The sequence below is a fragment of the Flagellimonas sp. 2504JD4-2 genome (assembly GCF_053642935.1).
On record NZ_JBSIOV010000001.1, the window covers coordinates 1,310,781 to 1,334,849 of the forward strand.

Here is a 24,069-nt window from a genome sequence, read left to right on the forward strand (position 1 = left end):
TTATATGGACGTAAAATACATCTATATACACCCAAATATGGCACAAAAGCGTATGTTTTGCAATCTTTACACCGCCACAACTCCTTTAATATGTGGGTGCGGGTCGTAGTTCAACAGCTCAAAATCGTCAAATGTAAAGTCAAAAATGTTCTTAACTGCCGGGTTTAAGCGCATGGTAGGCAAAGGGCGAGGTTCGCGGCTTAGTTGCAACTCCACTTGTTCCATATGGTTGTTGTAAATGTGGGTATCTCCAAAGGTGTGGATAAAATCGCCAGATTCGTAGCCGCATACCTGGGCCATCATCATTGTAAACAAAGCATAGGAGGCAATGTTAAAGGGCACACCCAAAAAAACATCGGCACTACGTTGGTAGAGCTGGCAAGAGAGTTTGCCATCGGCTACATAAAACTGGAAAAAGGCATGGCAGGGGGGGAGGGCCGCCTTTCCATTGGCCACATTATCACTAAAAGAAATAGAGGTGTCGGGCAGCACGCTGGGGTTCCACGCCGAGACCAACATCCGTCGGCTATTGGGGTTGTGCTTTAAAGTCTCGATAACTTCTTTGATCTGGTCAATCTCCTCGCTGTTCCAATTGCGCCATTGGTGTCCGTACACTGGGCCCAAATCCCCGTTTTCATCGGCCCATTCGTTCCAGATACGTACGCCATTTTCTTGCAAGTAGCCCACGTTGGTATCGCCTTTCAAAAACCATAACAACTCGTGCACAATGGATTTTAAGTGCAATTTTTTGGTAGTCACCATGGGAAATCCTTCCGATAGGTCGAACCGCATTTGGTAGCCAAAGACACTTTTTGTTCCTGTTCCCGTACGGTCGCCCTTTTGGTTTCCGTGTTCCAATACATGTTTTAGTAAGTCGTGGTATTGTTTCATAGGTGTAAAGTTAATGGGTTGAGGGTTAAGGGAGAAGGGCAGGGGTTATGATTTATTAGATTTTATTAACTATGGTGAGGTAAACGGAACATGGCTAAAGGTGTATGGTTAAAGGTGTATGGTACAAGGTACAAGGTACAAGGTACAAGGTAAAAGGTAAAAGGTAAAAGGTTATAGGTTAGGGATTTTGTTTGTTGTACTTAATTAGGGCGGCTATTCGTTTTTGGAGGCGTTGTAACTTTTCGATGATAGGTGTTATGTGTTCAGGATGTACAAATTCCAAATCCTCACATAGGATGAGGTGATTTTCTAATTCATAAGCAGAACCAAGACTTATTTGAAGAAACCGCACAAAGTCTTTGTTGGAATATTTACCACAACCTTCCGCTATGTTGGCGGTGATGGAAACAGAACATCTATTAATTTGGGATATCAACCCATACTTTTCTGTATTGGGAAGCTTTTTGGTGGTCAAATAGATTTCTTTAACCAATATTCTGGCCTCTTTCCAGATTTCCAACTCTCGAAAATTTCGCATGGCAATAACCTTTTAAAATCTTGAGGTTGATTTTATGTGTTTATTTGGTAGAAGGTAAAACCTTTCACCCTCTACCCAAAAATCCTTCACCCTGACCTATCCAAGAATCATCCCAGCAATCGTGGCGGAAAGTAATGAGGCCAAAGATCCACCCAAAACAGCCTTCATACCGAATTCAGAAAGGGTTTTCCGCTGACCTGGGGCCAAGGAGCCGATACCTCCAATCTGGATACCGATGGAAGCAAAGTTGGCAAATCCGCAGAGCATATAAGTGGCCATGATTACCGACTTGTTATAGGTGAAATGTAGACTGTTGGACATATTTTTTAGCTCAGCAAGCTGGATATAGCCGATAAATTCGCTAGCAGCGAGTTTGATTCCCAATAGTTGGCCCATCAGCATTACATCATCCCCGTTTACGCCAATCAACCACATGAGTGGAGCGAAGACGGTTCCTAAAATAGCTTCCAATGAGAAACTATCGTAAGGCGAATTGGTGGCGATCCAACCGTTCAATGTAGTAAAGTCACCGACCCAACCCAAGATTCCGTTGATCATGGCAATAAAGGCCACAAAGACCAAAAGCATGGCACCCACATTCATAGCGAGTTTGAGTCCTTCAGTGGTTCCGTTGGCAATGGCATCCAAAATATTGGCACCAATTTTTTCGTTGGAAACTTTTACATCAGTATTGATTTTTTCGGTCTGCGGATATAGAATTTTAGAAACTACAATAGCTCCGGGTGCTGCCATTACTGATGCAGCCAACAAGTGTTTGGCAAATACCAATCGCAGAGCAGGATCATCTCCTCCCAAAAATCCGATATATGCTGCTAAAACAGCTCCAGCTACGGTCGCCATTCCCCCAATCATGACCAGAAGGATTTCGGATTTGTTCATTTTTTCCAAATAGGCCTTGATCAATAAGGGTGCTTCGGTCTGGCCCAAAAAGATATTTCCGGCAATGGAAAGACTTTCCGCACCTGAGATTCCTAAGGATTTCGTCAGCAACCAAGCCATGGCCTTGACCACTTTCTGGATAACACCCAAATAAAATAAGACCGATGTCAATGCTGAAAAGAAAATAATCGTTGGCAAAACCTGGAAGGCAAAAATGAATCCGAAGGTATCCATGTCTACAACAAGCCCTTCGAACAAAAACTTGCTCCCTGCTCTTGTGAAATCAAGGATGCTTACGAATACTTGGCCAATTTTTTCAAAAATCAATTTTACGAAAGGCACTTTAAGTACCCCAATGGCTATCAAAAGTTGTAAAGACAAGCCAATTCCGACGGTTTTCCAGTTGATGGCTCGGCGATTCGAACTAAATAAGTATGAAATCAATATTAAAACTGCCATGCCCAAGGCACCGCGCCATAGGCTATTGAAGGAAAAATCTTGATTGGGTACCAACTCAGGGGTTTTTGCCTGGCTGATATCATCAAGGATCGTAGTGTCTTGAAGAACAGCCAAGGAATCCGCTGGTAGTGCATTTTGACCAAAAGTGACTGCACAAGTAAATAATAAAAGTATGAGTAAACTTCTGGTTTTGTTCGGCATGTAGTTGGTTTATTTGCGCTTGGAGATCTCGTCCCGTAGTTTGGCAGCTTTTTCGTAGTCTTCGTTGGCAACTGCTTTATCCAATTCTTTGTGGAGTTCATCCAAGGTCATTTCTCGGTATCCCTGTGACGAAGCTCCGGATTCAATCTCCACGGTTTCTCCTTCTTGAAGTATTTCATCCACCACAATACTATCATCATCTTCATTTTCTTCATCCTCTTTGGAAGAGAATTTCAAGAAAATACCTGCTTTGTCCAAAATGGTCTTGTAAGTGAAAATGGGTGCATTGAAACGCAACGCCAAGGCGATGGCGTCACTGGTCCTTGCATCGATGATTTCCTCAGCTTTATCGCGTTCGCAGATGATGCTGGAGTAGAAAACTCCGTCAACCAATTTGTGGATGATGACCTGCTTGACCACAATCTGGAACCTGTCCGAGAAATTCTTGAACAGATCATGCGTCAATGGTCTGGGTGGTTTTATTTCTTTTTCAAGTGCAATTGCTATGGATTGTGCCTCGAAGGCACCTATTACAATGGGAAGTTTTCTGTCTCCTTCAACTTCATTCAAAATAAGGGCATACGCACCATTTTGCGTTTGGCTGTAAGATATCCCCTTTATTTTTAACCGTACTAAGCTCATATGATCTTCCTATAAAACGCAAAAAAGCTGTTCAAATAAGTGGCGATACCAGTTATCTGAACAGCCCCTTGCAAAGGGCAAATTAACAAAATTTAAGCGTTTTGGGCTTTAAATTCCTTTAATTTTTCGATGAGTTTAGGCACCACTTCAAAGGCATCCCCAACAATCCCATAATCCGCGGCCTTAAAGAAGGGAGCTTCGGGGTCGTTGTTGATAACCACTTTGGTTTTAGAGGAACTTACCCCTGCTAAATGCTGAATAGCACCAGAAATACCAATGGCTATATACAGGTTGCTGGCAACAGGTTTTCCAGTCTGCCCAACGTGTTCCCCATGTGGGCGCCATCCCAAATCGGAGACAGGTTTAGAACATGCAGTGGCAGCACCTAACACATTGGCCAATTCCTCTACCATGCCCCAATTTTCGGGACCTTTGAGGCCTCGACCTCCTGAAACCACGATATCCGCGTCGGCGATGGTAGCTTTTCCGACAACTTTGTCCACTTCCAAAGATTTTACGGCAAAATCCGCATCGGAAAGGGAGGGATTAAAATCTTCAACTGCGGCAGAACCTCCATTTTCATGGATGCCATAGGCATTGTTTGAAACACCGACAATCTTAACATCGGAGCTGATTTCAGTGTGCGCAAAACCTTTATTACTGAAAGCTGTTCTTTTCACTACAAAAGGAGATGTACTCTCCGGCGCAGAGACTACATTGGGAACATAACCAGCGCCCAACTTAGCAGCCAAAATCGGAGCCAAAAACTTGGTGTCGGCACTTGAGCTTACCACAATTACTTTTGCACCTTCTGCCTGTGCGGCCTGGGCCAATACATTGGCGTATGCTTTTGCATTAAAGGTATCCAATTCACCATTGGAGACTTTCAAAACCTTGGAAACCCCATAATTGCCCAAAGAGGCATCATCTTCAGCATTTATGGTTACGGCGGTTACACTTCCACCAACTTCTTGGGCTACTTTATGAGCATAGGAAGCCACTTCCAAAGCATTCTTTTTAAATTTTCCTTTATCTGATTCGGTATAGACTAATACTGACATAATATTTTAATTTTCAATATTCAAGCTCCAAGCGCCAAAACGATATTTTTGGAATTTGGAATTTGCGATTTGATTATTTAGATGACTTTAGCTTCGTTGTGCAATAGCTCGACCAACTCGCCTACATTTTCAGCATCGACCAACTTTACAGGTCCTTTGGCTGCAGGTTTTTCAAATTTTTGGTCTTGGGTATGTGCGGCGCCCTCAACAGGTTCTACCACATTGAGCACTTTTTTTCTGGCCATCATAATTCCTCTCATATTTGGGATACGAAGATCACTTTCCTCAACCAATCCTTTTTGACCTCCAACGACTAAAGGTAACGTAGTATTAATGGTTTCCTTTCCGCCATCAATTTCACGAGTGGCGGTTGCATTGGTTCCATCAACTTCCAATCCTATACAGGTGTTTACAAAATTCATATCGAGAAGTGTTGCCAAAATCCCGGGAACCATTCCCCCATTATAATCAATGGATTCCCTGCCCGCAATAACTAGGTCATAACCTCCATTTTTTACTACTTCTGCCAATTGAGTGGCCACATAGAATCCGTCCGTAGGTTCTGCATTTACGCGAACCGCTTCATCGGCACCAATCGCCAAAGCTTTGCGGATTGTAGGCTCGGTTTGAGCCCCTCCAACGGTCACCACATGAACCGTGGCGCCTTGCTTTTCCTTGAACCACATGGCGCGAGTAAGCCCGAATTCGTCATTGGGATTAATCACAAATTGCACTCCGTTTGTATCAAACTTGGTATCCCCCTCCGTAAAATTGATTTTGGAAGTGGTATCCGGTACGTTGCTAATGCAAACTAAAATCTTCATAGTCTCTTTGGATTTAACGGCGCTAAGATAGCTATAAAAATTCGATATTTATTATGCATGCATAATAAATATTCATTCTTTTTTTAAATTGTACCTCGGGGTTATTCTTGTAGATTTTGCTATTTTTGCGTGCATTTTTTTATGTACACAAACTAAACTTTTTAGTACTACTTAATGAAAACACTACAATTCAGAGAAGCCATCAAAGAGGCCATGACCGAAGAGATGCGCAGGGATGATACCATTTATTTAATGGGTGAGGAAGTAGCCGAATACAATGGTGCCTATAAGGCTTCAAAAGGGATGTTGGATGAATTTGGTCCTGAAAGGGTTTTGGATACTCCGATTTCCGAATTGGGATTTGCTGGAATAGGTGTTGGTTCTGCAATGATTGGGAACCGACCTATTATAGAATTCATGACGTTCAACTTTTCATTGGTCGGCATAGACCAGATTATAAATAATGCGGCAAAAATCAGACAGATGTCCGGTGGCCAGTTTGCTTGTCCTATTGTATTTAGGGGACCTACAGCCTCTGCCGGTCAGCTTGCAGCTACGCACTCACAGGCATTTGAAAGCTGGTATGCCAACTGCCCGGGATTAAAGGTAGTTGTACCTTCCAATCCTGCTGATGCAAAGGGATTGTTGAAGTCCGCGATTCGAGATGACGACCCGGTTATTTTTATGGAGTCAGAGCAGATGTATGGTGATAAGGGTGAAGTGCCAGAGGGAGAATACACCATTCCCTTGGGTGTTGCCGAAATTAAAAGAGAAGGAACCGATGTGACCATTGTTTCTTTTGGAAAAATCATCAAAGAAGCCTATAAAGCGGCCGATGAATTGGAAAAAGAAGGCATTAGCTGTGAGATCATCGATTTGCGAACCGTTCGTCCTATGGACCATGATGCCATTTTGAATTCTGTAAAGAAAACCAATCGTATGGTGATTTTGGAGGAAGCATGGCCGTTTGGAAATGTGGCTACCGAAATTATTTATCATGTACAGGATAAGGCATTCGACTACTTGGATGCTCCTATTGTAAAATTGAACACTGCAGACACTCCTGCGCCATATTCTCCAGTACTTTTGGCGGAATGGTTGCCGAATTCCAAGGATGTGATCAAAGCTGTTAAGAAAGTGTTATATAAGTAAAGGATACGTATTTGTAAGGTATATTAGCCTCGTCGTTCCCGATAACCATCGGGATTGGTGAGGCTTTTTTTAAGGAACAGTTTTTGATAAGAAATTACTTTTAAATCGAACAGACCATTACACCTTTGAAAATCTTATAGGATTTTCAAAGTGGCACATATCAAAGCATGAAAAGATTCCTTTTATTTTTTTTCCTGACGTTATTTAGTGTTTCAGCTTTTTCCCAGACAAAGGTCGGCGGAATTATCATTGACGAGTCAGGTTCTCCCATTGCTTTTGCCAATATTGTATTTATGGACTCTTCTGAGGGAACCATCACCAATGATAATGGTAGATTTTATATAGAATCCGATAATACCTATAGCACTATCCAGGTTTCGTTTATTGGTTATGAGACCAGGGAGATTGAACTTGCCCAAAAGGTGAATTTCAACATGGAAATTGTTTTGGTTGAATCCACGGAGCAACTAAAGGAAGTGGTGGTGTACACGGGGAAACAATCTAAAAAGGACAATCCGGCCATCGATATTTTAAAGAAGATTTGGGCAAAAAAACGAGAAAATGGTGTTAGAAAATTCAAACAATACCAATTTGACAAGTATGAAAAAGTAGAGTTTGATTTGAATACCATCGATAGCGCCCTTATAAAGAGTAAAATGTTCAGGGGATTGGAGTTCATGTTTGAGGATTTGGACACTTCTCGAATTACGGGGAAGACCTATTTACCCATGTTCTTGAACGAAACGTTCTCCAAAGTTTATGGTGACAATATTATCAACGAGGAAAAGGAGGATGTTCTTGGAAATAAAAACTCCGGTTTTGGAGGCAATCAGGCCATAACCGCTTTTGTGGAGGATTTATATTCCGACTATGACGTTTATGACAACTATCTAAAGTTTTTTGACAAGAGTTTTACAAGTCCATTGTCAAAAACAGGTGTCGATACCTATAACTATGTACTTTCCGATAGTACGTTCATTGATAACAAATGGTGCTATAACATTATATACTACCCCCGCCGGAAGAATGAATTGACCTTTAAAGGGGATTTTTGGGTAAACGATACCACCTATGCCATCAAAAAAATCAATCTGCAGGTCACCAAGAGTGCAAACATAAACTGGGTAAAGGAGATTTACATTGAGCAGGATTTTGATGTGGTAAGCGATTCTGTTTTCCTATTGAAAAGGGATTATATGCTGAGTGATTTCAGTTTTTCCAAAAAGGAAAAGTCCCGTGGAGTCTATGGAAAAAGGACAACGGTTTACGATAATTACCAATTTGATACCAATCGTCCCGAAGAATTCTATAAGGCGGAATCGGATCCATACGATCCCAGGGTGTTTACTCGGGATAGTATATTTTGGAAGAACGCCAGATTGGAAAAACTCAATGATGACGAATCGGGAATCTTCAAACTGCTCGATACCTTAAAGACGGTTCCGAAATTCCGGACCTATTATGACATTGTAAGTATTCTCGGTTCTGGATACATCGAAATAGATAAGTGGAACATTGATATCGGCGACATTTACAGCACTTTTGGCTTCAATGATGCCGAGGGAACCCGAATAAGGGCAGGAGCAAGGACCTACTTTGGTCAAAATGACACCTGGCGTTTGGAAGGTTATATGGCTTACGGATTTACCGATAAAAAGTTTAAACATGGGCTTTCAGGTAAATTCTTGCTGGATAGAAAGACACGCCTAATACTTTCAGGAGGAAATAGAAGGGATGTTGAACAATTGGGACTAAGTCTCACAAGTACCAACGATGTTCTGGGAAGGAGCATAGCTTCTTCTTCGCTTGTAACCGTCGGGGCGAATGACCGATTGACCAACATCAACCTTTCAACGGTTAATCTGGAAATGGAGCCTGTGAAGAACTTCCGGGTTCGTTTTGGAAGCTCTTTTCGAACGTTGCGTTCGGCTTTGCCAGATGCCTTCAGCCTGGATTACGTGGACCCAGAATCTCCCACAGGGATTTCTTCGGAAGTGAAACAGTTTGATATCAATACCACCCTGATTTATACACCCGGGAAGAGAACCATTGGCTATGGAGTGGAACCGGTGAGCATCAATAGCAATCACAGTACACTTTTGTTTAACTATACCAAAGGTATTAGCGGGTTTTTAGAAAGTGATTTTGACTATGAGCGTGTCCAGTTCTCCTATCGCCAACCTTGGCAAATTGGTGGTTTTGGTAGACTTACCAGTAGCATTGAACTTGGGAAAACCTTCGGGGAGGTACCTTTGAGCTTACTAAGTGTGGTGCCCGGAAACCAGACACTTTTTTCCTTATATAATGTGTTTCCGAATCTGGATTTTTACGAGTTTGTGACCGATACCTATGCCACCGTTCATTTGGAGCACAATTTTAATGGACGCTTGTTCTCGCGATTGCCTATAATCCGAAACTGGAACCTCCGGGAGATTGTAGGATTAAGAGGCGCTTGGGGGCAGCTTTCGGATGAAAATATAGCCTTGAGTGCGCCTACAAATATTCCTTTGATGGCGCCAGAAGACCAAATCTACTGGGAGTATTCCTTTGGAATTGGTAATATCTTCAAAATTTTACGGATTGACTTCAATTTTAGGGGGAATTACCTCGACAATCCGGATGCAAGGCCATTTGGTATTACCGGAACCTTCGGATTTAATTTTTAATTCATACAAACCCAACAATTTATTGATGCCAATCCCTTTGGAGTGGCTATTTTTGCAAAAAATTTAAAACCTTAAGATGTCAAAGAAAGAAGTAACCTTCGATGTGCTGATTGAAATTCCAAAAGGAAGTAGGAATAAATATGAATATGATTTTACCCTCAATAAAATTCGATTTGATAGAACTTTGTTCTCATCCATGATGTATCCCGGGGATTACGGATTTGTACCAGAAACCCTTGCCTTGGATAAAGACCCTTTGGATGTATTGGTATTGGGGACGGAGCCAACGTATCCGATGGTGGTAATGGAGGTAAAACCGATAGGCGTATTTCATATGACGGATGAAAAAGGACCTGATGAAAAAATCATCTGTGTGCCTGTGAATGACCCGGTATGGAATAATAAAGAGGATGTAAGCGATATCAATCCCCATAGAAAAAAGGAAATCGAACACTTTTTTGCGGTCTACAAAGATTTGGAGGAAAAGAAAGTAGATACCGGGGGTTGGGGCAATGTTGATGAGGCCATTGAAATCTATCATCAATGTGTAAAGCGCTATGATGAAAGTGAGCACAAAAAGAAGCGGACCTTTACCATTTAACCGAATTTGACCCTATATATTATGCGCTTTGGATTACCCAAAGCGCATTTTTTTTATTCGTCTGTATTTTACTACTTTTGCTGCCATCGAAAAAATTCTTAAATAACTACAAACTATGGATTTAATAGTGAAATTTCTGCCCGCATTTGGTGTTTTGGGCTTGTTGTACGTATTCATTAAGAACGTATGGGTCTCAAAACAAGAGGTTGGGGATGATAAGATGGCTCGTATTGCCAAAAATATTGCCGATGGCGCAATGTCATTCCTAAAGGCAGAGTATAAAATACTTAGCGTTTTTGTTATCGCGGTTGCGATTTTGTTGTACTTCAAGGGAAGTAGTGAGGAAGGATCCAATGGGATGGTTGCCGTTTCCTTTATTGTGGGAGCTATTTGTTCTGCCCTTGCTGGCTTCATTGGAATGAAAGTGGCCACAAAAGCCAACGTAAGAACAACAAATGCAGCTAGAACTTCTTTGGGCAAAGCGCTTGAGGTTGCCTTTGCCGGTGGTGCTGTAATGGGACTTGGTGTTGTAGGATTGGGAGTTCTTGGTTTAAGTGGACTTTTTATAATCTATAGTGGTCAAGGTTGGGCAATTAGTGAAGTATTAAATGTGCTTTCAGGTTTCTCCTTAGGAGCATCGTCTATTGCACTTTTTGCACGTGTTGGTGGTGGTATTTATACCAAAGCTGCTGACGTTGGTGCTGACCTTGTCGGTAAGGTTGAAGCTGGTATTCCAGAAGATCACCCGTTAAACCCAGCAACCATAGCGGATAACGTTGGTGATAATGTTGGTGATGTTGCTGGTATGGGAGCTGACCTTTTTGAATCTTATGTTGGTTCTATTATAGGTACCATGGTATTGGGAGCCGTATTTACTACGCTTCCGGAATTTGCTGGTGCTTATGACGGACTGGGAGCTGTGTATTTGCCTTTGGCATTGGCTGCGGTTGGAATCGTAATGTCCATTATCGGAACATTCTTCGTTCGTGTTAAAGATGGTGGAAATCCGCAAACCGCATTGAATATTGGTGAGTTTGGTTCGGCTGGACTAATGTTGGTCGCTTCCTATTTCATAATTAATTCCATGTTGCCTGAATCTTGGGTGGAAGCTGGAACAACATATTCTGCTATGGGTGTCTTTTGGGCAACCATTGCTGGTCTTGTAGCTGGTCTTGCTGTTGGTAAGGTTACAGAATATTATACCGGAACAGGAACCAAACCGGTTAACTCTATTGTACGTCAGTCGGAAACAGGTGCTGCCACAAACATTATTGCTGGTCTTGGCGTGGGTATGATGTCTACAATGATTCCTATTCTTTTGATTGCTGCCGCTATTTTGGTATCGCATCACTTTGCTGGTCTTTACGGAATTGCAATTGCCGCGGTGGGAATGTTGGCAAACACTGGAATCCAGTTGGCTGTTGATGCATACGGACCAATTTCTGATAACGCTGGTGGTATTGCCGAGATGGCCGAATTGCCAAGCGAGGTTCGCGAGCGTACCGATAAATTGGATGCTGTAGGTAACACTACCGCTGCAATCGGTAAAGGATTTGCAATCGCTTCCGCAGCCTTGACTGCTTTAGCACTTTTTGCAGCTTTTATGAAAACGGCTAATGTTACCACTATTGACGTTTCGCAACCAGATATCATGGCTGGTCTATTGATCGGAGGAATGCTTCCATTTGTATTCTCTGCCCTTTCTATGAATGCGGTAGGAAGAGCTGCAATGGCAATGATTGAAGAAGTACGTCGTCAGTTTAGGGATATTCCTCAGCTTAAAGCTGCTTTGGAAGTAATGAGAGCTGTCGATTCAGATATGTCCAAAGCTACCGATGAGCAAAGAGCAACTTTCGATGCTGCAGATGGTGTAGCTGAATATGATAAATGTGTGGCTATTTCAACACAAGCTTCCATTAAAGAAATGGTATTGCCGGGCCTTTTGGCAATTGCTGTTCCCGTAGCAGTTGGATTTATTGGGGGAGCTGAAATGTTGGGTGGTCTGCTTGCAGGTGTTACCACTTGTGGTGTTTTGATGGCCATTTTCCAGTCAAATGCAGGAGGTGCTTGGGATAATGCCAAGAAAACTATTGAAAGTGATGGTAAAAAAGGTTCAGATGCCCATAAAGCTGCTGTTGTTGGAGATACTGTTGGAGATCCATTTAAGGATACTTCTGGTCCATCTTTAAACATCTTGTTGAAGTTGATGTCCGTTGTGGCTTTGGTTATCGCTCCAAGTTTGGTGAATTTGGATGCCGGTGATGAGGTAAGCATGTTGAAGGCTGATGGAACTACAATTTCCATCACTGAGGATGGTATCAAGGAAACCGTTCCAGTGGAAAAGCAAATTCGTGTTGAGATCAGCAATACTGCTGAAGGTGCGTATAAAGCTGTTGTGACTTCAACTCAGGAAGTAGCTGGAGAAACTACAGAAGAAGTAAAAGAATTTGTTGCCACTACCAAGGAAGAAGTTGAAAAGCTGGTAAACGAATATAAGGAGGCGAAGAAATAACTTCGATTCATTTATAGCATATGAAAGGCCCGAACCTTTAGGTTCGGGCCTTTTTTGTTTGTATCATGTCACATCGAGCGCAGTCGAGATGTAATCACTGCCATACTTCTCCGCCAACACTTCGACAGGCTCAGTGTGACAATTATTGTAATTTAAACGTAATTGGAATGGAAAAAGGAACTTTTACCGGAGTGCCCCGTTGTTTTCCCGGAGTCATTTTAGGAAGTTTGGATATGATTCTAGTGGCCTCTTTGGAAAGGTTCTTATCAGGACTTCTCATGACTTCAACATTTCCAATACTACCATCTTTTTGGATGATAAACCTCATGTGAACCCTACCCTGTACACCCATTTCTTGGGCAATTTCAGGATAGCGAAAAGTTCTTCGGATATGTTTCAAAAGCATCTGTTCGAAACAGGCTTTTCTTTCTTCTTTACTTGTTTCAACTTCACAACCAGGAAAGACGGGGACGTCCTCAATTACTTCAAAATGAATTATTTCATCTATAGGCTCTTCCGCAAAATCAACATCTTCTACATCCATTATTTCGGTATCTTGATCAGGTTCATTGGATTCAATTACAGTTTCAGTAATTTCCTCATCATCTGGGACAACTTCAATTATGGGAGGAGCTTGAATTTTAGGTGGTGGTGGGGGAGGTGGTAACTTTATAACTGGTGGAAGTATTTCTTCAAGAACATCAGGTGTGCCTAAATTTTCAGCAATCTCCGGTGTCTTATAGTAGCTTTTCCATTCCACGGCTACATATGCCAATAGTAGAATAACAGTTAACCCAATCAAAAAATAAAGGGTGCTGTTCTTTTTCAATTCCAATTTTGGATTTTTCTTCAGTTCCATGTTTTCAAAATTTATGAAGCTTGAGCTTCGCGTTAGCAATAACGGGTGTTAACCCTAAGCTAAAACTAGGTTGAAAACCATGGGAATAAAACTGAAAATGAGGGAACAGGCCTTTTGGATGAGGGAAAAGCTGGTTTTTAATTTAGACTATTAAGAAAGGGGTATAATTTTATCTTATTCGTCTTCAAACTCTTCATATTTATCAAGGATTTTGCTTTGTTCAACCCCTTTTAAATATGTCCTTCCTCCATAGATGATTGCTCCAAACGGAATTATCAATATTCCTGAAATGTTGGAATAGCTTATCGTAACAAATAGTATTATAATCCCTATCACGAAACAAAGCGCACCATTTTGCTTATTCCTGTCCGGATCTAAAGATTTACCTGCACTTTGATGTCCACTTGCATTCAAATCTCGAAGAAGTTTAATATTTTTTTCAGTTACATCCTCATCAAAACTGTCACAAGTGTTTTCAAATTCAGCGTAATCGTTTGTTAGCCCGCAAAGAAGACCTTTTTGAAAATCTTTTTTTCTATTTGTGCAGATTGTACAAAACTCTAATCTTTCAGCTCTGGTCATGGGAAGTTATTTGACCAAGTATTTGTAAAGATGTGCGTATTCCAAATGTTTTAAAACAACCCATGAATTTCGGCATCAATCTTATTGATGACTTGACCCAAGTCCTCAGGTTCATCGACAAAGTTGATATTGTCCACATCGATAACCAGCAGCTTGCCTTTTTCATAGGTGTTGACCCAAGCTTCGTAACGCTCGTTCAAACGGCTTAAGTAATCAATGGAGATGCTGTTTTCGTATTCACGACCTCTCTTGTGGATTTGATTCACCAGATTGGGAATGGAACTTCGCAAGTAAATCAACAAATCGGGTGGTTGCACCAAGGTTTCCATTAACTCAAAGAGGCTTTTGTAATTTTCAAAGTCCCTGTTGGTCATGAGTCCCATGGCGTGCAGGTTGGGAGCAAAAATATGGGCATCCTCATATATGGTACGGTCCTGGATGACATCTTTGCCGCTTTCCCGGATTTTTAGAATCTGCCGGTAACGACTGTTCAAAAAATAAATCTGCAGATTAAAACTCCAACGTTCCATTTGGGTATAGAAGTCATCCAAATAAGGATTATCCACTACGTCTTCAAATTGGGCGTCCCATTTGTAATGTTTCGCGAGTAAAGTGGTCAATGTGGTTTTTCCTGCTCCAATGTTTCCGGCTACGGCAATGTGCATGATTGTCGATCTTGATAGTAATGGTTATTTATGCAGCGGTTAGCCACAAAGGCATACAATATACAACGAATCTTGTGGAAGGGAAAACCAACTTTGTTGGTTTTATCAACGTTTCGACGAAAAACCATTTTCAATGCTTTAGCGCGTGGCAACTACAACTGGGAATCGTGAAACTCTGGGTTTGTTCATGCCAAGGGAATGCTTGGTTGTACTTATTGTTTTCCCAGTAGAACTTACTTCTCTCTTTGGGTTCGTTCCCAATTTCATTCATGGTATTGGTATCGTACAGACGTCCATTGACCATAGTGTAAGTTACAGTATTGGTATTTTCAATATCCTCCAGGGGATTCTTTTCAAGTACGATTAAGTCGGCCAATTTGCCTACTTTCAATGAACCGATTTCACTTCCCATTCCGATGTATTCGGCACCATTGATGGTTGCCGCTTTTAAGGCATCCAAATTGGACATCCCTCCAGCCTGCAGCATCCAAAGTTCCCAATGTGCTCCCAAACCTTGCAATTGGCCATGGGCGCCAAGATTTGCTTTTACTCCGGCATTGGAAAGTTCAGTAACTGTTTTGGACACCAAAATATGGCCGTTTGTGTATTCTTCTTCGGGAGCTTTGGTTCTATGACGGCTTCGGGAATCAACAATATGTCTTGGCGTATATTTTAGCAACTTTTCATTTTCCCAGACATTGTCCCGCTCATAGTAATAATATTCGCCGTTCAAGCCTCCATAGTTCACAATAAGTGTTGGTGTATATCCACTTTTACTATTGCTCCACAGTGTCAGGATGTCGTTGTACACCGGAGCCACGGGAATATTGTGTTCGATTCCTGTATGGCCATCCATGATCATGGTCATGTTATGGAAAAAGGTGGATCCACCTTCTGGGACTACATTGACACCCAATTCTTTAGCCGCTTGCATCACCTGTTGTCGCTGTTCACGTCGGGGTTGATTATAGCTTTTTACTGAAGTTGCTCCAAATGCCTTTGTTCTTCGGATGGCAGAACGGGCATCCTCCAAACTATTGACAACAGCTTTAAAATCCCCATCGGCCCCATAAAGAATAAATCCGGTGGAGTAGATTCTAGGTCCGACCATTTCACCACTTTTTACCAATTCAGATAGTCCAAATACGGTTTCACTATTGGCTGAAGGATCATGGGCGGTGGTGACCCCAAACGCTAAATTGGCATATAATTGCCAGTGTTTTTTAGTGTTCAATCCAGCTCGGAAAGCGCCGATATGGGCATGCGCATCCACAATACCTGGCATAATGGTTTTGCCTTGGGCATCAATTATTTCAGTGCCTGACGGAATACTAATGTCCGAAGAGGCACCTATACTTTCAATTTTGTTGTCTTTGATAACGATAGTGGCATTTTCCAAAACTTGATCATTTTCCATAGTGATGATTCGAGCATTGGTAAATGCAATCCGTCCCTTAGGTCGATCTGTTTCATATACCAATCCCACATCAGTTCCTTTTTCGGTTATTGGAGGAATACTATCAGGGGAATTTTTTAGGAAGGTGAACCTTTGGTTCACATCATTGGAAAAATATTCACTGCCTAAAGTCCAATGCAGTTTTTGGCTGTCGTTGGACCAATGTAGGCTATAACCTGCATCTTTAGCAACTTGAGTGACCGGGAAAGCTTTGCTTTTTGGGTCAAACTCGATGGTTTGTCCGGTTATCGTCATCGGTGCCACATAAGCTTTGTGCAAATTGGAGAACAACAACCATTTGTTATCAGGGGATGGCACAATATGATTGGCATATTTTGACTTAAAATGGGTGCGTTCGTCCTTGCCGTTCAAATCCACACTTTTAAGCTCTTTGGTCAAGGACCCGAAGAATTTTCCACCTGTTTGGTAGAAAACACGTTTGTTATCTGCACTAAAGGTTGGCGTCAATCCATTGCCAGTTAGCTTTTTCGCATTATTTCCATTGGAATCCATTACATAGATGCCCGGTTCCTTGGTATGGGTGTGCCCTTGGTCATTGCTTCCACCTTGTTTTCCGTAGACAATGTGTCTTCCATCATTGGAAAAGGAAGGGAATCTATAAATGCCTTTGGCTGAAGTCAGTTTAGTAGAGGTGCCTCCAGTAGCTGAAATTTTATGGATGGCGCCCAATTGGCCATCATCCCAAGTCACATAAACAATTTGTTTTCCATCAGGTGAAAAGGAAGGCTCAAATTCCAAGTCGGTACTCTTTGTCAAACGTTTTGGTTTGCCATTGGGTAAAGTTTTGGTCCATAAATGTCCCAAAGCACTAAAAACAATCCTCTTTCCATCCGGTGATGTTTTTACATGACGGATAACTTTAGCGTTAAACTCATCGGAGTCCACCTGATGCTGAACTTGAAGGGTTTCAGCAATCTTGATTTTTGTGTCAACCTGAAACGGGATAGTAGCAACCTGAAGATTCTCAATATTGATTTTTTGGATTTTACCTCCTGCCCAAAAAACAATTTCCTTGCTGTTGGGCATCCAACTAAAGTTGGGATACGTACCAAAAATGGCCCAGGCTTCCATTTGGTCCTTGTTTAGGGTGTCGTATATTGGCCATTCTTCGCCGGTTTCCAAATCATGGATGAACAGAACGGTTTTGGTGCGAACACGTTTTACAAAAGCAAGCTTTTTGTTGTCTGGCGATACCGTTGGTCGTGATGCGCTCCCAGGACCTCCTGTGATGGTGATGGTCTTTCCCGTTTCAAAATTGTAGCGTTTAACCGCATAGATTTGTGAATTGGGGTCCTTGTTATATTGAAAAAAACCTCCCGGATATAAATCTTCACAGTAGTACAAATATTTTCTATCGCTTGAAACCGAAGGTTCGTTAACGTCTTGTTGGTCATTTTTACGTTTGGTGAGTTTAAGACCACTTCCTCCAGTAATATGGTATTGCCACATTTCTCCAGCTCCCAAAGAGCGTTGCGAGGTAAAGTGTTTTCTGGCAATTAAATGGTTGCCATCAGGAGTCCAAACTGCATTATTCAGTAATCTGAAGTTTTCCTTGGTGATTTGTTTGGCATCGCCGCCATTAACATCCATAACCCAAATGTTATCACCGCCTCCTGCATCGGAAGTAAAGGAGATTTGCTTCCCATCCGGACTAAAACGAGGTTGGATCTCAAAGGGAAGGCCGGAACGCAAGGCTTTTGCATTTCCACCAGAAATGGGCATGATATAGATGTCTCCCAACATGTCAAAAACGATTTGTCTACCATCTGGACTGACATCGAGGTTCATCCAAGTGCCCTCATCTGTTGATAAGTCCACTTCATTGATAGTCCAATCTGTATAGGGGTTGGATACATCCCATTTTTTTTCATCCTTTTTATCTTGACTAAAGCCAATGATGGAAATGGAAAAGAATAGTAGCGAAAGAAATGCCTTGTTTTTCATGATTTACGAATTAGTCGGATAGCAAAATACGCATAACCAATCAAAAACTATCCAAGGAAATTAAAAAATCATTGAGCGCCCTGAGGTCCTTTGGAACCAAAGAATTTGAACCGTTTTGAAATCAACAAATTAGCTTATAGCCATAGCCTCTGACATTGATTATTTGAACCTCCGGATCGGCCTTTAGTTTTTTTCTGAGCTTGGTAATGAACACATCCATGCTTCGCGCATTGAAGAAATCATCATCTCCCCACAAGGTTTTTAGGATGGCCGAACGATCGAGAATGAGGTTCTTTTTTTGGACAAGATGATAAAGTAATTGCGATTCGCGATGGGTAAGGGTGGTTTCCTCGCCTTCAAGGAACAATACCTGTTTTATGCTATTAAAGCGAAACTTGCCAATGGTGATATCTTCTAAATTTTGCTGTAATGGAACCCTATTTAAAAGTCCATTTATACGCACTATAAGCTCTTCCATGCTAAATGGCTTCTTTAGGTAATCGTTACCACCGTGTTCAAATCCTTCCACCACATCTTTGGTCTGGGACTTCGCTGTCAGAAAAATAATGGGAATTGCCGGATTCTCAGCCCTGATTTCCTGGGCCAAAGTAAAACCATCTTTTTTGGGCATCATTACATCCAATACCAAAAGATCAGGTTTGTTTTGTTGGTAAGACCTCAAAGCTTTTTCCCCATCAGCGCATAGGGTGACTTTAAAATTTCGTGTTTCCAAACTTTCCTTGATGATCATCCCCAAGGCGGCTTCATCTTCGGCCAAGATTATTTTGGTAGGTTGGGTCATAGAAGGATTTTGAAAATAGTGTTTGTTTTATCGGGTACCAGCTGTAAAGTGCCCCCGTGTTTTTCAATAATTTTTTTGGAATAAAATAGCCCTATGCCGAAACCTTTGACATCATGTCGGTTGCCTTTTGGAATTCGATAAAATTTTTCAAAAATCCGGTCTCTTTGGGTCGGAGATATATTTCCTCCATTATCGGCAACGATAATTTCGACTTGATCCATCAAAGAATTCAAATTGACCTGAATCTGATTACCGCCATATTTGATGGCATTGTCAATAAGATTGGCCACCGCATTCTCAAAATGGAAAGGATCTACCTTAACTTGAATGTCAGAAATATTGGTGCTGAACAATAGTTCCTTTTCTGAAGTGATCATTTGGTATTTTTCGACCAATTGAGCAAGTATCTTTTTAAGGTCGCAAGGTTCTTTATTAATAATTAATTTATCATTGTCCAAGGTGGCGGTTTCCAAAAGTTTTTCCACCATTTGATGCAGTTTTTGCATCTGCTGATTGGAGATATCCAAATATTTCTCCGTTTTTACCTTGTCGTTTTGTTGGTTGAAGTTCCGTATCCCTTCAATGGCCGTAGTTACCGTGGCAATTGGCGTTTTGAACTCATGGGTAATATTGCTGATAAGGTCGTTTTTAATTTCAGACAGTTGTTTTTGCTTGGTTATGATATGAAGCAGGTGCAAAAGACATAAAATAATGGCCGCTGACAATGCAAATGAAAGTAGAATACCTGTCAGGCTTCGTTTTAGAATGGCAAGGGTCGGATTTGTGAAAAACAGCTGCAGCTGTTGTGAATCTGGAAGATAGGTGGACTTTGAGTGTGTCTTTAATTTGAAGGTCTTTGGCAAAATTCCCGTAGATCCAAAAATTACGGAATCATCTTTAAAATGAGCGAGTTTATAACCTATGGTGATGTCTTTTCGCTTGAGTTCGTGCACCAATAAACTATCCAATGCTTTATAGTCAATACTGTCATTTATAGCAGCGACAACCAACTTATTGGCGAGTTGACGCATTTCGCCCAAGCTATCCCTCATCTTTTGACGGAAGAGATGTAATGGAGTCAATTGTCGTTTACCACGCTCATTAAATTGTATAATGGAAATGGACTCTTTGGTGCTGTCTTTTTGGTTGGCGAGTTTTTGTTGTGTAAGAAAAGAATCTATCTTGATTTTTATCCGTGTAGAGTCTTTTCCAACGACCTTCCAGAAAAAATCACTGCGTCTTGGCCTATTTCTGGAATTAGGTCGTCCAAAAAAAGCAAAAAAATCAGTTTTGGCAAGCCCTGCATAATAAGCTTCCACACTGTTGTCCAAACTGATCTGCACCTCGTTGATCAACCGTTGTTTGTTGGCCTTATAGTTTTGGATGTTCCAATACACTTGAATACCAAGGGTTACAAGAATGGTCAGACCAATAAGGTAAACTAGCTTCCTATGTTTTTTATGTTCCACTACCTCTAAAGTAAAGGTTTGTTTTGGGAATTTATTTTCGCTTAACACTAGTTAACACTGGTTAACGGTATTTTCAAAGGATGGGGTCCAAATTTGTGGAAAATGTTGAACATAAAAGCACAGATATGAAAAGCACGAGATACATTCTCTCCGTCCTATCCTTAATGTTACTTGCTGGTAATGGAATTGCCCAGGAATTTCAAGGGAAGGCCACCTATTTCAGTAAGACCTCCATTGACTTGAATTTGGACGGGAGGCAGATTTCCGAGGCCCAAAAACAACGGATAAAGGAACGGATGAAAAACTTTTCAGAACGCACCTACGAACTAACATTTGATCAAGCGACCTCCCTTTACGTGGAAGAGGAAAAACTTGAATCTCCATCCAATCCCCAGAGAGGCGGTAGAGGTGGCTTTAGGGTGATTGCTGGTTTTGCTGGAGGAGGAAAATATTATAAGAATGTGCAACATCAGGAATACCTGAACCAAACTGAAATGTTCGGCAAACAATTTTTAATAAAAGATAGCCTTAACCAGTGGGAATGGGAATTGGGTTCTGAAACCAAAAAGATAGGAAACTATACTTGCTATAAGGCAACGGCTATAGCCCAGCCCGACACAACGTCGTTTGACCGTCTAAGGCGAATGGCGCGTAGGGGCAGAGGTGGACCGGAAAGCCAGGGAGGTGCTCCCGATCAGAACAAAAATGAAGTCGAAAAAAGAGATAGCACGGGTACACAAAGCAATTCTCTTTTGTCCCGAATTGAAGAACCTGAGGAGCGGGTTATCACTGCGTGGTACGCTCCTGAGATTCCAATTAGCCAGGGACCGGGGCCCTATTGGGGGCTGCCCGGTCTCATATTGGAAGTGAACGATGGCAGGACCGCTATACTATGCAGTAAAATAGTAATGAATGCCGAAGACAAAGAAGAGATAAAGGTACCATCCAAAGGAAAAAAAGTGAGTCAAGCCGAATACGATGAGATTTTGACCGAAAAAATGGAGGAAATGTCAGAGCGGTTTCGAGCCGGGAACAGACGTGGTGGTGGTAATGCGATACGAATAAGAGGCTAGGGAATGAAAAACTACAAATTCTGTGTTTGTGCCATCTTGATGGTGTTGGGATGCTATGCCCAAGCTCAAAAGGTAACGGTTAGCGGGATGGTGAAAGATAGTTTGGGGAATGCTTTGGATGTCGCGAATATTGTTGCCATCAACCAAGCAGATCAAAAATTGGACGGCTTTGGAATAACAAATCCCGAGGGGTATTACAAGATCAATATCAAAGCGAATGCAACATACACCTTAAAGGTGAGTTATTTAGGATTTCAGACACGAGAGATTCCGTTGACAACGGAAGAAAGTGACATAAAAATTGATGTTATGCTGTTTGAAAAGCCTGAAAGCTTGGATGAGGTGGAAGTGGTTTACGAAATACCTATAACTATACAGGGAGATACCATTGTCTATAATACCGATTCTTTCGTTTCGGGTACCGAAAAAAAACTAGCCGATGTGCTTGAAAAACTCCCCGGAATCGAAGTGAACGATGATGGTGAGATAGAAGTGGAAGGCAAGCAGGTAACCAAAGTAATGGTAGAAGGAGAAGATTTTTTTGATGGAGATTCCAAGTTGGCCTCAAAGAACATTCCTGCCAACGCATTGGACAAGGTAGAGGTGTTGCGCAACTATAGTGAGGTGTCGCAATTAAGGGGAGTGACCAATAATCAGGATAATGTGGCCTTGAATATCAAACTAAAAGAAGGAAAGAAGAAATTTTGGTTTGGTGAAGTAACGGGAGGTACCGGTGCTGATGAACGTTATGTGGCACATCCAAAATTATTTTATTATAGTCCGGAGTATAGCATCAATATCCTGACGGATTTGAACAATATTGGAGATCTTCCCTATACCGCACGTGATCTGCGAAATTTCACCGGAGGCTTACGGGGCGCTACCAGACAAAATAACGGTACCTTGTTCAATACAGGTTCCAACGATTTGGGCTTAAGTACGCTGCAAAACAATAGGGCCAAAGAGATCGATTCACGGTTTGGAGCAGTCAATTTTAGCTATAAACCTTCGGAAACATGGCGTTTTAGTGGTTTTGGTATTTATTCGTACAACAACAGTCTAATGGAAACCAATGCGGCCAGGACATTTATCACCAGCAATCAACAAGAATCCACAATTACTGGAACCGATCAAGTTTCTCAGTTGGGATTGATAAAGTTTGAAACCAATTTTAGTCCGTCTGATCATCTACAATGGAATTATGATGCTTTCATAAAACTTTCAGATGAGGAGGAGGCCGTAAACGTACTTTCTGTTGCGGATGTTACTGACAATATTGAGGAAAACAAGGTGCAAAGGCCGACCAACATTACACAGAATTCAAACGTGTACTACACTTTGAACAAAGACCATATTTTCGCCCTTGAACTACAATACGTTCATACGGATGAAGATCCTTTTTACAATGCAATTCGTGAAGAACAGCCTTTTTTGAATATTATCCCGTTCGACGATACGCAAAGTAATTTTAATATTGGTCAGGAACAGCGTGTATTGACAAATAGGGTTGATGCCAAATTGGATTATTATTGGGTTGTCGGCCCAAAAAGCAATCTAAACTTTACGCTCGGAACCACGGAGAGCAGTCAGAATTTCAACTCTAGCATTTTTCAGATTCTAGACGATGCATCAACCTTGAATTTTGGTCAAGATGAGTTGAACAATAGGGTAAGCTATGATTTTTCTGATATGTTTTTTGGGTTTCATTACAAACTCATAGCAGGTAAGTTTACTCTTAATCCCGGGTTTACAGTGCATAATTATACAGCTACCAACTCGCAGTTGGGCTCGGATGTAAAAGATGATCTTTTCAATATCGTACCCGACCTGTTTGTGAACCTACAATTAAAACAATCGGAAAGCATCAGGTTGAATTACAACGTTCGACGTAACTTCTCGGATATCAATCGATTTGCGCAAGGGTATGTATTCAGTAATTACAATTCGCTTTATCAAGGGAACCGGGATTTGGAGAGCGCACTTTACCACAATGTATCGCTGAATTTCTTCAGCTTCAATATGTTCAGCTTGCAGAATATTTTTGCCAACGCTTCATATAGCAAAAGAATAGATGCCTTTAAAAGCAGCACGGATATTGGAGGCATTAATCAGGCCAATACTACCATAAATTCGAATTTGGAAGATGAGACTTTTAGTGTATCGGGAAATTTTCAGCGCACATTTGGAAAAATTAAGGTAAGTACCAGGGCCAGTTTAAACTATTCCAACACCAATAATATTGTAAATGATGCCCCACGGAATTCTACCTCGTTATCCCAAAGTTATCGCGGATCTGTGGGTAGCAGCTTTGTCAATGCCCCAAATTTGGAAGTGGGTTATCGTTATACCATTAATGACTACAATAATGGTGGAGCGGAATCTACCTTTTTTACGGATCGTCCCTTTGCCAAGTTCGATATGGCATTCTGGAAAGGGTTTATCCTGTTAGCGGATTATGATTACTACTTCTATCGAGATAAATTGGGCACCGTGGAGAATAAATACGGTTTTTTAAATGCCAGTTTATCCTACCAAAAGAAGGATAGCAAATGGGAGTATAGTGTGAATGCCACAAATTTGACCAACAATCAAGTATTGAACAGTGATACCTTCAATGATCTGTTCTTTAGGACTTCTTCCTATGTGGTACAGCCTCGATACATCATCTTTAAGGTCAAGTATGACATTTAGGGTTCACTTTGGATAGAGATTAATTTTGGGGATTTTAAGTTTTCGCATACTTTTGCCGTC

Annotated in this window: 18 protein-coding genes; 6 read left to right on the forward strand and 12 right to left on the reverse strand. The window is 41.5% G+C overall.

Annotated features, from left to right (window positions below):
- Positions 1–66: 66 nt before the first annotated feature.
- From ACULLH_RS05870 to ACULLH_RS05895, 6 genes are all read right to left on the reverse strand, one after another.
- Positions 67–891 carry a thymidylate synthase gene (locus ACULLH_RS05870; protein WP_454087789.1) on the reverse strand — a complete coding sequence of 275 codons (825 nt, stop codon included), beginning with the start codon at positions 889–891 and terminating at the stop codon, positions 67–69.
- A gap of 178 nt (positions 892–1,069) precedes the next feature.
- On the reverse strand, positions 1,070–1,429 hold the full coding sequence (locus tag ACULLH_RS05875; protein WP_454087790.1) for a four helix bundle protein: 360 nt from the start codon (positions 1,427–1,429) through the stop codon (positions 1,070–1,072).
- A gap of 96 nt (positions 1,430–1,525) precedes the next feature.
- Entirely contained in the window at positions 1,526–2,989 is a 1,464-nt protein-coding gene (locus ACULLH_RS05880) for a NupC/NupG family nucleoside CNT transporter (RefSeq protein ID WP_454087791.1), read from the reverse strand.
- A 9-nt stretch (positions 2,990–2,998) separates the two neighbouring features.
- Positions 2,999–3,631 carry a bifunctional nuclease domain-containing protein gene (locus tag ACULLH_RS05885; protein WP_454087792.1) on the reverse strand — a complete coding sequence of 211 codons (633 nt, stop codon included), beginning with the start codon at positions 3,629–3,631 and terminating at the stop codon, positions 2,999–3,001.
- 92 nt (positions 3,632–3,723) lie between these two features.
- Positions 3,724–4,692: an electron transfer flavoprotein subunit alpha/FixB family protein gene (locus tag ACULLH_RS05890; protein WP_454087793.1), complete on the reverse strand. Its 969-nt coding sequence runs from the start codon at positions 4,690–4,692 to the stop codon at positions 3,724–3,726.
- A 77-nt stretch (positions 4,693–4,769) separates the two neighbouring features.
- A complete protein-coding gene (locus ACULLH_RS05895; protein ID WP_454087794.1) occupies positions 4,770–5,516 on the reverse strand; it encodes an electron transfer flavoprotein subunit beta/FixA family protein in 747 nt (248 codons plus the stop codon).
- 174 nt (positions 5,517–5,690) lie between these two features.
- Between ACULLH_RS05895 and ACULLH_RS05900 the strand changes: the two genes are divergently transcribed.
- The 4 genes from ACULLH_RS05900 (at position 5,691) to ACULLH_RS05915 (ending at position 12,447) form a co-directional block, all read left to right on the forward strand.
- Complete coding sequence (locus ACULLH_RS05900) at positions 5,691–6,668, forward strand: pyruvate dehydrogenase complex E1 component subunit beta (protein WP_454087795.1); 978 nt, start codon at positions 5,691–5,693, stop codon at positions 6,666–6,668.
- 167 nt (positions 6,669–6,835) lie between these two features.
- Positions 6,836–9,334, forward strand: coding sequence for a DUF5686 family protein (locus ACULLH_RS05905; protein ID WP_454087796.1), 2,499 nt, complete (start codon positions 6,836–6,838; stop codon positions 9,332–9,334).
- A gap of 76 nt (positions 9,335–9,410) precedes the next feature.
- Positions 9,411–9,935 carry an inorganic diphosphatase gene (locus ACULLH_RS05910; RefSeq protein WP_454087797.1) on the forward strand — a complete coding sequence of 175 codons (525 nt, stop codon included), beginning with the start codon at positions 9,411–9,413 and terminating at the stop codon, positions 9,933–9,935.
- Between the two features lie 115 nt (positions 9,936–10,050).
- A complete protein-coding gene (locus tag ACULLH_RS05915) occupies positions 10,051–12,447 on the forward strand; it encodes a sodium-translocating pyrophosphatase (RefSeq protein WP_454087798.1) in 2,397 nt (798 codons plus the stop codon).
- Positions 12,448–12,589: 142 nt separating this feature from the next.
- On the opposite strand, the gene ACULLH_RS05920 is transcribed toward ACULLH_RS05915, so the two are convergent.
- From ACULLH_RS05920 to ACULLH_RS05945, 6 genes are all read right to left on the reverse strand, one after another.
- Positions 12,590–13,306, reverse strand: a complete 717-nt coding sequence (locus ACULLH_RS05920) for an energy transducer TonB (RefSeq protein WP_454087799.1) — start codon at positions 13,304–13,306, stop codon at positions 12,590–12,592.
- Between the two features lie 174 nt (positions 13,307–13,480).
- The gene (locus ACULLH_RS05925) at positions 13,481–13,888 is read right to left on the reverse strand and encodes a hypothetical protein (protein ID WP_454087800.1); all 408 of its coding nucleotides are present in this window, start codon (positions 13,886–13,888) and stop codon (positions 13,481–13,483) included.
- Positions 13,889–13,938: 50 nt separating this feature from the next.
- Positions 13,939–14,553, reverse strand: coding sequence for a deoxynucleoside kinase (locus tag ACULLH_RS05930; RefSeq protein ID WP_454087801.1), 615 nt, complete (start codon positions 14,551–14,553; stop codon positions 13,939–13,941).
- Between the two features lie 130 nt (positions 14,554–14,683).
- Positions 14,684–17,974: an amidohydrolase family protein gene (locus ACULLH_RS05935; protein WP_454087802.1), complete on the reverse strand. Its 3,291-nt coding sequence runs from the start codon at positions 17,972–17,974 to the stop codon at positions 14,684–14,686.
- A 121-nt stretch (positions 17,975–18,095) separates the two neighbouring features.
- Positions 18,096–18,776, reverse strand: coding sequence for a response regulator transcription factor (locus ACULLH_RS05940; RefSeq protein WP_454087803.1), 681 nt, complete (start codon positions 18,774–18,776; stop codon positions 18,096–18,098).
- Complete coding sequence (locus tag ACULLH_RS05945) at positions 18,773–20,245, reverse strand: sensor histidine kinase (protein WP_454087804.1); 1,473 nt, start codon at positions 20,243–20,245, stop codon at positions 18,773–18,775. Before ACULLH_RS05945 ends, ACULLH_RS05940 begins: the two co-directional genes overlap by 4 nt.
- Positions 20,246–20,370: 125 nt before the next feature.
- On the opposite strand from ACULLH_RS05945, the gene ACULLH_RS05950 reads away from it, so the two are divergent.
- Both ACULLH_RS05950 and ACULLH_RS05955 read left to right on the forward strand, forming a co-directional pair.
- Positions 20,371–21,318, forward strand: a complete 948-nt coding sequence (locus ACULLH_RS05950; RefSeq protein WP_454087805.1) for a GLPGLI family protein — start codon at positions 20,371–20,373, stop codon at positions 21,316–21,318.
- A gap of 3 nt (positions 21,319–21,321) precedes the next feature.
- Positions 21,322–24,009, forward strand: a complete 2,688-nt coding sequence (locus tag ACULLH_RS05955; protein WP_454087806.1) for a carboxypeptidase-like regulatory domain-containing protein — start codon at positions 21,322–21,324, stop codon at positions 24,007–24,009.
- Positions 24,010–24,069: the final 60 nt, after the last annotated feature.